11 protein-coding genes and 1 rRNA gene are annotated in these 8,597 nt (G+C 46.1%); 2 read left to right on the forward strand and 10 right to left on the reverse strand.

The window, feature by feature from the left end:
* The first annotated feature begins 317 nt into the window (after positions 1–317).
* Positions 318–569, forward strand: a complete 252-nt coding sequence (locus AWB54_RS01580) for an AbrB/MazE/SpoVT family DNA-binding domain-containing protein (RefSeq protein ID WP_011639517.1) — start codon at positions 318–320, stop codon at positions 567–569.
* 122 nt (positions 570–691) lie between these two features.
* Here AWB54_RS01580 and rsmI read toward each other — a convergent pair whose 3' ends face one another.
* The 9 genes from rsmI to AWB54_RS01625 form a co-directional block, all read right to left on the reverse strand.
* Positions 692–1,543 carry a 16S rRNA (cytidine(1402)-2'-O)-methyltransferase gene (gene rsmI, locus AWB54_RS01585; protein WP_061212890.1) on the reverse strand — a complete coding sequence of 284 codons (852 nt, stop codon included), beginning with the start codon at positions 1,541–1,543 and terminating at the stop codon, positions 692–694.
* 217 nt (positions 1,544–1,760) lie between these two features.
* Positions 1,761–2,516 (reverse strand): tRNA1(Val) (adenine(37)-N6)-methyltransferase, encoded by a 756-nt coding sequence (locus tag AWB54_RS01590; RefSeq protein ID WP_061212891.1) that lies wholly within the window; start codon positions 2,514–2,516, stop codon positions 1,761–1,763.
* Positions 2,517–2,519: 3 nt separating this feature from the next.
* A complete protein-coding gene (locus AWB54_RS01595; RefSeq protein WP_160328890.1) occupies positions 2,520–2,795 on the reverse strand; it encodes an initiation control protein YabA in 276 nt (91 codons plus the stop codon).
* Complete coding sequence (locus AWB54_RS01600; RefSeq protein WP_061212893.1) at positions 2,743–3,459, reverse strand: PSP1 domain-containing protein; 717 nt, start codon at positions 3,457–3,459, stop codon at positions 2,743–2,745. The genes AWB54_RS01595 and AWB54_RS01600 overlap by 53 nt, the downstream gene beginning before the upstream one ends.
* Before the next feature lie 272 nt (positions 3,460–3,731).
* Positions 3,732–4,694 (reverse strand): DNA polymerase III subunit, encoded by a 963-nt coding sequence (locus AWB54_RS01605; RefSeq protein ID WP_061212894.1) that lies wholly within the window; start codon positions 4,692–4,694, stop codon positions 3,732–3,734.
* 20 nt (positions 4,695–4,714) lie between these two features.
* Positions 4,715–5,164: a YaaR family protein gene (locus AWB54_RS01610; protein ID WP_061212895.1), complete on the reverse strand. Its 450-nt coding sequence runs from the start codon at positions 5,162–5,164 to the stop codon at positions 4,715–4,717.
* Between the two features lie 121 nt (positions 5,165–5,285).
* Positions 5,286–5,966, reverse strand: coding sequence for a dTMP kinase (tmk, locus tag AWB54_RS01615; protein WP_235811054.1), 681 nt, complete (start codon positions 5,964–5,966; stop codon positions 5,286–5,288).
* A gap of 225 nt (positions 5,967–6,191) precedes the next feature.
* Positions 6,192–7,634, reverse strand: coding sequence for an aminotransferase class I/II-fold pyridoxal phosphate-dependent enzyme (locus tag AWB54_RS01620; protein WP_061212896.1), 1,443 nt, complete (start codon positions 7,632–7,634; stop codon positions 6,192–6,194).
* 116 nt (positions 7,635–7,750) lie between these two features.
* Complete coding sequence (locus tag AWB54_RS01625; protein ID WP_061212897.1) at positions 7,751–7,972, reverse strand: sigma factor G inhibitor Gin; 222 nt, start codon at positions 7,970–7,972, stop codon at positions 7,751–7,753.
* A 191-nt stretch (positions 7,973–8,163) separates the two neighbouring features.
* On the opposite strand from AWB54_RS01625, the gene AWB54_RS15855 reads away from it, so the two are divergent.
* Positions 8,164–8,337 (forward strand): hypothetical protein, encoded by a 174-nt coding sequence (locus tag AWB54_RS15855; protein WP_160328891.1) that lies wholly within the window; start codon positions 8,164–8,166, stop codon positions 8,335–8,337.
* A 32-nt stretch (positions 8,338–8,369) separates the two neighbouring features.
* Here the strand turns inward: AWB54_RS15855 and rrf are convergent.
* Positions 8,370–8,482 (reverse strand): 5S ribosomal RNA (gene rrf, locus AWB54_RS01630).
* Between the last annotated feature and the right edge of the window lie 115 nt (positions 8,483–8,597).

Here is an 8,597-nt window from a genome sequence, read left to right on the forward strand (position 1 = left end):
GCGACTGCAAGGCATTGTAAGGTCTTCGGCCGCCCGCTTTCACCTTCACCAGCGCTTTGTATATTTATGCAACCCTTATGTATATAGTAGAGTCAAGCAGAATAGTTCCGACAGTTTATGTTGTTTTTTGATAATATGGTTTTTTCCCTAATTTGTGGTTTTCTTTGACTTTTATCTGGGCCAAAAAAATACATAAATACATATACTCTTGGGATAACTGTAAATTTTTTGCCCAAAATTGTCATAATTATCTTGACTTATTCTGCCATCTCTGGTACACTCTTGTTGTAGAAAATTTTGGGAGGGGGGTTGTATGTATGCTGAAATCAACTGGCGTTGTCCGTAAGGTGGACGAGTTGGGCCGCATTGTAATTCCGATTGAATTACGTCGAACTATGGGTATAGAGGAAAAGGACGCACTGGAAATCTATGTTGACAGTGAAAAAATAATCCTCAAGAAGTATGAACCCGCGTGTATCTTCTGTGGTAATGCAGAAGAAGTGGTCAATTACAAAGGGAAAAACTTATGCAAAAGCTGCCTTACTGAGCTCAGCAAACAGGTAATCTAATTCTACATATTAATTTAATATTACAAAAAGCTTTTTGTTGCATAAATATTACCAGCGATTGTTGGCAACGTATAGATGCAACACCCGCCCGGCATTCAGAAAACTTCCTTAAGTGATAGTTTTCAATCCTGAGTGCCGGGTCGTTTTTTTTTGATAAAATAATTGTATAGTTCGTTCTTTTTTATACCGTAGTCTTTTGCCTTTATTTTGAAGGCTTCTTTTTTATCTATCCCCAAGTTTATTAATTCTTCTGTCTCCGCTATAATGAGCTCCCAGTTTGTTTCGGCGGCTTTATCTTCAGCAGGGGCTATCAAAAGGCATATTTCGCCTCGCGGGGGAGAGGAGCTAAAATGGTGCAGCAACTCTCCTGCCGTTCCTCGTCTTACTTCTTCATGTTTTTTTGTTAGTTCCCGAGCTATGGCCAGCTTCCTCTCTGCTCCCATTATTTCTACAATATCAAGCAGGCATTCCCGTATACGATGCGGCGCTTCATATAAAATAATCGTCTTTTGCTCGCTTTGCAATTGCTCCAGTTCTTCCCTTCGGCGTGAACGGCGCTGAGGCAAAAAGCCTGCGAAAGTGAAAGCTGAAGTATCCATACCGGATAGAGCCAATGCCGCAGTAAGGGCTGATGGTCCTGGTATTACCTCCAGCTGAATACCTGTTTGTAAAGCCCGTCTTATTAGTTCTTCCCCCGGATCGGAAATAGTTGGCATACCTGCATCGGAAACCAGGGCTATGTTTTGGCCTTGCAGCAACTGGGCTATCAGATAGTCTTCCTTTTCCCGTTTACTATATTCATGGTAGCTTATCATGCGGGTTTTTATCTTAAAGCGGTTTAGCAGCTTTATGGTCATGCGGGTGTCTTCGCAGGCAATAAGGTCTACCTTGCGCAACGTTTTTAACAGCCTGATACTGACATCATCCAGATTTCCTATGGGCGTTCCACAGATGTATAATTTACCTGTTTTCAATTTATCATCCTTACTTAATCAGTACGAAAATAGACACTGAAAACTATGAATTATACTGATTTATTATAGATATTGATTTATACCTACACCTCAAACCCTGTTTTCATGCCTTTTTGCGGCCCAGGGCCATGGGAGTTAGTACGAAAAGTGAGGAGTAAGGGGTAAGGGGTTGCGGTGACAAAAGGACCGTCCCCTTGACACCGCCTTGACACCCTTCTTACTTTGAAAAGCCGTACAATTTTTGCAGTTCGGCGCTGTAAACCCCGGGACTCTCGTAAACGAAAAGCGGAGGCAGGATGGTCAAGCCCCCTGCTCCCCCCTTTTGGCCTTCCAAGAGTATCATTCTAGCCTCTCGTTCCGGCAACGGATAAACCGGTCTTATTCTCCTCAATACCAGTCCATTGGCGGAAAAAAGCCGGGCTATTTCCTGTATTCTCTCCGCTCTCTGTATAAGACAGAAGCACCCCCTGGGAAGCAGTATATAAGCAGCAGCTCGAACAAGATCGGCGAGCTCCACTTCCAATTCATGGCGGGCAATGGCTTTCTCTGGATTTAGGCTCAATTTCCCTTCCCCCTTTTTCCAGAAGGGTGGATTGGAAACGACCAGTTCTGCCCCCTGAGGAGGTAAGTATTCCTTTGGGTTCTTGATATCGGCCTGAATCAGGTCAATCCTTTCCTCTAGATGGTTGAAGGCAATATTCTTCCTGGCTCTTTTGATCATCTTTTCCTGTATTTCGATACCGGTCACTCGCAAAGAGGGAGCACGGTAAGCCAGCAACAGAGCAATAACTCCGTTTCCTGTGCCCAGATCCACCGCCTGCTTTATTCCGTCCAGTACAGGAAAATGGGCCAGAAGTATTGCATCCAGGGAAAAGCGGTAGCCTTCCCGGGATTGAAACAGTTTCATACCGCCTAAAACGAGATCATCCAGGCTTTCCTCCTGGTCGTCCGGCATCATATTTACCTTGTCCACGGTTCACTCCTTTTCCATGAACGCCAAACAAAAAAGACATTCCTCGTTACGGCTTTGCCCAAAAGCAGCCGGACAAATATGATATCCTTCTTTATATACTTTTCCCAGGTTTTCATAGCTTTCTACTTCGATATCCGGCCAGGAAGGCGGCTCTGGTAATTGCGGCGGCTGCCCTGGACTCGAGGCCCTTTCCAGGTAAGTAACCCGCTCCTTCAGTTGTCCCACCTCAAGAATCAGTTCCCGAATTATCATTTTTAGCTCTCGAACTGTTTTTTCCATGTTGGTTCTCCCCATTTGTTGCGGTATCATAGAGCTCTGATTCATATTTCAAGCAACACATTAAACGCCCGCATATTCCTGAAATCTTGGTGGGATTAAGCGACAAATTCTGTTCTTTGGCCATGCGTATGGAAACGGGTTGGAATTCCCCTAAAAAGCAATTGCAGCAAAGTATCCTGCCACAGGCACCAATCCCTCCCAGCATCTTGGCTTCGTCTCTTACTCCGATTTGCCTCAGTTCAATCCGGGTCTTGAATATAGCGGCCAGGTCTTTCACCAGTTCACGAAAATCCACCCGCCCTTCAGCGGTAAAATAAAAAATTATCTTACCCAGGTCAAAGGTGTATTCAACATCGATTAAGCGCATAGGCAGCTGGTGTTCTTTGATTTTTTGCTTACAGATATCCAAAGCCTCCCTGCCCTTTTGCTGATTCTTTTCCCAGGTTTTGCTGTCCTCAGGTTTAGCTTTACGGATTACATTTCTTAGAGGTTGTATGAGCTCTTCTCCATCCAGATCTCGTTTTCCCATGGCTACAATACCATATTCCACACCCCGTACGGTTTCAACAATTACCGGGTCTCCTGCTTCCAAATCATGGCCTTCACAAGCAAAATGGTATATTTTACCCGCCGGTTTAAAGCGGACGCCTACCACCCAAGCCAATAACAACTACCTCCTCGATTCTATAAATTTACTACCAAAATCAAATGTGACACGAATGTGACACGGCGACGGGGTTATTGACAACTTCTTTCCTTCTGCGTCTAAACCCTATTTTCTTACTAACCCTCCATGGCCAGAGGCCACAACCCCCAATGAAAAGTGCGTTATAATAAGCGCTTGTTATATGGTAAGATGGGGTAGGAAATAACCCCCTCCCCCTTCTGATGTCTGACGACCGACGACTGACGACTACTAACCCCTTACTTTTCTTACTAAGAGTTAAAGGCTTGCCAAATTTCATAGCTGATATTAACATTGATAATTAATGAATTTACATTGCTACGATAATAATTTTTCAAGTTCATGATCTTATCAAGGGCAGCTGTAAGATGCTGAGGCTGAACTTTCCTGATGGAGCTGGCCAGCTCAGAACTGCCGGGCAAAACCAGCAGTTCCTCTTTGCGGGTTTGCTGGTAAATATTAATATCACGCAACAGGCTTATCAAGAGGTTTACGATTAATTCCGGGGCCAGTTCCATCCTTTCCGCCGACTTATATACTTCAACTATTTCTTCCCCACTCAGCTCTGTAATTATATTCCGGCTTGTCTCCCATATCTTTTCATAATCCTCTTGCTGGGCAAAGCGTATAGCTGTAGCCACACTACCTTGTCCCAGGCTGGCAGCCTGAGCAGCCTTTAAGGGCTCCACTTCGCGATTACGCAGGATTTGCTCGATATCTTTATCTGCCAGGGAATTAAAGCGAACAAGCTGACAGCGGGATACTATGGTTTCCAAGATATTTTGGTCATCGGCAATCAGGATAATTACGGCGTATTCCGGTGGTTCCTCCAGGTTTTTAAGCAAGGCATTGGCTGCTTCATTACTCATAAGCTGACTGTCCCGAATAATGGCTACTCGATGGGAAGCCCGGTAAGGCTTCAATCCGAGCCAGGGCTCAAGTTTCTGTGAGATTTGTTCTTTACTTATTACACTTCGCCCTTCTTCCTTTTCCAGGATTAATAAATCCGGGTGTATCCTCTCCCGAAAAAAAACCATAGCGTCATTATCATCCCGCCCAATAATAGCCTGGGCAAAGGCCTGGGCACAAGACATTTTCCCCACTCCCGCCGGACCCAAAAAAAGATAGGCATGGCTTATTGTGCCCGTCTCCAGACTTTTTTGCAGCAGACTGCTGGCCCGTTCCTGTCCCACTATTGAAAAGAAAATATCCATACCTGCACCTCTTGATTGAGCTATATCATCAAATCCACCAGCATACCTCTTATCTTATCCAGGGTATTAAGAATCTCCACCGCTTCCCTCTTCTTACCGATAAAGTCATTAATGAGTTGTTCTGCTTCCTGATCAACGATAGAAATAGTAGTTAGCATGGTTCGACCCCGGCGGTTACGCCCGCGTTCCTTTTTGAGCAAATAGGCTTTGGCGGTGGCTTCCTGCAAAAAATTTCTTATCAGTTTTCTATATAACATGAGATCGTTGAGATTTAATTTATGCTTCAGCTGATCCTCCAGCTTATCCAGCTTCTTGAGAATCTCCTGCATCCGCAATTGGCTTTCAACTTCCCTCTTTTGACTAAGCTCCTGCTCGAAACTGCTGGCGTTTCCTCGTTTTATTTCTCGGGCATCGGCTTTCCCCAATAGAGAAAAACCTCTTAATTCTTTTTTCCCCTGCTCGATTTTCATTAGCCCTACTCCTTTACACTGAGTCAAGGGGACGGCGACTTTGACTCAGCAGCCCGCCACAGGGACGGTTACCCCCTTCATTCCCCGATGACTGACTAGCATTCCGCCCTCCGTCTTCCGACTAAGGCCAGCTCTTTGCGGGCCAAATATCTTCTATGTACTTAATAGCTTCCTGCAGAACCTCTTTAAAATCCTTCCCCGCATCCAGGAGCTTGATACGCTCCGGTTCTTCCCGGGCTATTTTTAAATATCCCTCGCGCACCCGGCTTTGGAACTCTATCCCTTCTTTCTCCAAACGGTCCGGAATATCCTTTTTCTTTCTCCTTTGCGCCTCAGCCGGGTCAATATCCAGCAACAAGGTTAGCCGGGGCTTTAAACCACTGGTACCGAGCTGGTTTAAAGTCGTTAGAAATCCCAGGTCCAAACCTCTTCCATATCCCTGATAGGCAATAGTTGAATCCAGGTAGCGATCAGCCAGAACAATTTTTCCCCGCAAGAGGGCGGGGAGAATAAGCTCTTCCACCAGTTGACTGCGGGCTGCCGCATAAAGAAAAGCTTCCGTCCTGGCTGTTATTTCCCGGTTTTCTTCATTCAAAAGGATTTCCCTGATTTTTTCCGAAATTAGCGTTCCCCCCGGCTCTCGTATACTTAGAACGGGGAATTCGCTAAAATACTGCAGCAGTCCTTGCTTAACACTGGTCTTGCCGCAACCATCAATGCCTTCCAGGCTGATAAAGAGTCCCTTGTTCTCCATTCCTCTTTGCTCCGTTTCTCTTTCTACTTTAGCTCTTCGGTATATCATAGGGACGGTTCTTCTGATATATAATAAGGATTGGTAAGAAAAGTGAAGAGTGAGGGGTTATTGGTCGTTGGTCGTCAGATATCAGAAGGGGGAGGGGGTTATTTCCTGCCCCTTCTTAATTATATAACAAATAACAAGTGCCTACTAACTCACTTTTCATCCGAGATTATGTCCTCAAGACATAGGGATTATCCACTTAAGAGCCTGGCAATAAAATCCCTGGCTCTACTCTATTATTTTAACATAATTCAAGGCCGGGTCCTGCGGACCTTGTAGCCCTAGTCCAGATTTTTTCAAATAGCGCAAGTAGTCGAGCATAGTATCATCTATCAACTCTCCGGGCAATAAACAGGGAACCCCCGGTGGATAAGCCGCAATTATCTCTCCCGCGATAGCTCCCCGGCATTCCTCCAGTGGCAGGGATTTTTTTGCCGCCAGATAAGCCTCCCGGGGAGCCAGGATTAAGCAGGGCAGGGGGGGGACTTCCCCTTCTGCTAAAGTTACGGGAGCTCTCGCCCGGTAGTCCCGGGCCAGTTCTTCCAATGCCCGGTACAATCTTTCCCAGTCATCGCCTTCGTGAAAAATAGACATCATGGCCAGAATGATTCCCGGAGCAGCAAGCTCCACCTGAATCCGGTACTTCTGCCGCAGTACTTTGGCTACAGCCAGGCCATCGATAGTTAACTCCTGTGTAGAAATCAATAGCTTGAGGGGATCTACTCCCGAAACCCCCGGCAGGGCTTTTAATTCTTCTTCCTCAAAACAATGTATACCTTTAATCTGATTTATCCTGCTTTTGTAGTTTTGCGAAAGGCAAGCGGCCCGCTCCAGCAAAGAAAAGCCCTTCTCCACCATAAGCTGCCGGGCCAGGTCTATGGAGGCCAGGATAGGATAAGAGGGACTGGTGGTAGTCAAAAGACTCCAGGCCGCCAACACCTGCTCCCATTCGGTAAATTCTGCTGATAGATGAAGGCAGGCTCCCTGATTTAATACCGGTAAAGTCTTGTGCAAACCATTAACCACTGCATCAGCACCACATTGCAAGGCTGGACGGGGATAAGCAGGGTGAAAAGGAAAATGCCCCCCATGGGCTTCATCCACCAGCAGCAGCTTATTATTTTCCCTTAATAGTAAAGATATCTTTTCCAGCTCAGAGCTTGTCCCATAATAGCTGGGACTACAAAGAAAAACCCCTTTAACCTCGGGATTTTGCTTTAGGAGATGAGAGATATCTTCACTGCGGTTAGCCAGAACTACTCCCAATCCAGGAGCAAGGCAGCCAGGCAGGTAGACAGGCAAGGCCCCCGACAGCACCATTCCTCCATAAAAAGAGCGATGGGCATTGCGCGGTACTATTACTTTTGTACCCTCGGGTAAGAGACTTAAAAACAAAGCGTGTATCCCTGAAGTTGCCCCATTGAGCAGAAAAAGGCTTTGTCCGGCACCAAAGGCATCCGCCAGGAGCAAGCGGGCGCTTTTTATAGCCTGCAGGGGCAAATGCAGGTCATCCAAACCCGGCACCTCGCTGAGGTCCATTGCTGCCACCGCTCTTAGCTCTTCAACTTTGAAGCCTTTCCCCCCACTATGCCCGGGCATGTGCAGGCGCAGATTGTTTTCTGCCATATAGCTTTTTAACGCCGAATATATAGGAGTTGCCTTATGCTGCAAGATTCCAAACCTCCTGAGTTAGTCCGCAGATTTACTTTTTCTTTTTTATCATCCCCGGATTCACTCCCTAATTCTACCCCAAAGGCCAGAATACACCAAACAACTATTATTACTGCCTATCCAAAAAGGGCTTTTATCCTGCTCAAAATTTCATGATAATCGGCAGATCCAGCCGTAAGCTTAACAATGGCTTCTTCGCATTTTTGGCAGAGAAAATTACGCTTTATTTTCATTCCTCCGCAGATTCCTTCGGCAGGTACCTCATTACAGATACAGCAACGAGGAAGAAGAATCCCCTTTTTTTCTTCCAATGGGGCAAAAGCATTTTGGGTTAGCATAAAATACCGCCTTCTCTTTAAATTCTATTATAAAGTATGAAAACCTCAGCCAAAGTGTTAACACCAAGGGAACCAGAAAAAGTGAGGAGTTAAGGTTTTTCCCTCAGAAGCCCGCAAGATTGACTGGCGACTATGGGAACGGGTTTGTTGCATAAGGTTTGTATAAATATTCAAGCGAGCGTTGGCGAAGCATGGATGCAACACCCGGCGAAGGCGAGCAGGCCAAAGGGGGCGAGCGACAGGAAGGTCGCGAGAGCGCCATCTCCCATGGACGGGAGATTGGCGCTGTACCCCTTGAGCCGCGAGACAAGCCGCTGGTGTTGCCCATGCGTAGACTGCGAGCGGTATATTTATGCAAACCGTAGTAGAATCAATTACAGCCCCAGAAAATAATAATTCCTGGCAACGTCCTACTCTTCCACGGATATCCGCAGTACCATCGGCGCTGGAGAGCTTAACTGCCGTGTTCGGGATGGGAACGGGTGTGGCCTCTCCGCCATTGTCACCAGGAAATTTTATTGCTTTATCAAATTCTTTGGAAACTGCAGGGGAAAGAAAGTTCTTAAGGTCAAGACCTCGATCTATTAGTACCGGTCAGCTTAATGCATCACTACACTTACACACC

It is taken from the genome of Syntrophomonas wolfei subsp. methylbutyratica (genome assembly GCF_001570625.1).
Taxonomy (GTDB): Bacteria; Bacillota; Syntrophomonadia; order Syntrophomonadales; family Syntrophomonadaceae; genus Syntrophomonas; species Syntrophomonas methylbutyratica.

Coding starts and splice junctions, on each gene's coding strand:
- AWB54_RS01580 (WP_011639517.1), top strand. CDS start 318: ATGCTGAAATCAACTGGCGTTGTCCGTAAGGTGGACGAGTTGGGCCGC.
- AWB54_RS01595 (WP_160328890.1), bottom strand. CDS start 2,795: ATGGAAAAAACAGTTCGAGAGCTAAAAATGATAATTCGGGAACTGATT.
- AWB54_RS01605 (WP_061212894.1), bottom strand. CDS start 4,694: ATGGATATTTTCTTTTCAATAGTGGGACAGGAACGGGCCAGCAGTCTG.
- AWB54_RS01610 (WP_061212895.1), bottom strand. CDS start 5,164: ATGAAAATCGAGCAGGGGAAAAAAGAATTAAGAGGTTTTTCTCTATTG.
- tmk (WP_235811054.1), bottom strand. CDS start 5,966: ATGATATACCGAAGAGCTAAAGTAGAAAGAGAAACGGAGCAAAGAGGA.
- AWB54_RS01625 (WP_061212897.1), bottom strand. CDS start 7,972: ATGCTAACCCAAAATGCTTTTGCCCCATTGGAAGAAAAAAAGGGGATT.
- AWB54_RS15855 (WP_160328891.1), top strand. CDS start 8,164: ATGGATGCAACACCCGGCGAAGGCGAGCAGGCCAAAGGGGGCGAGCGA.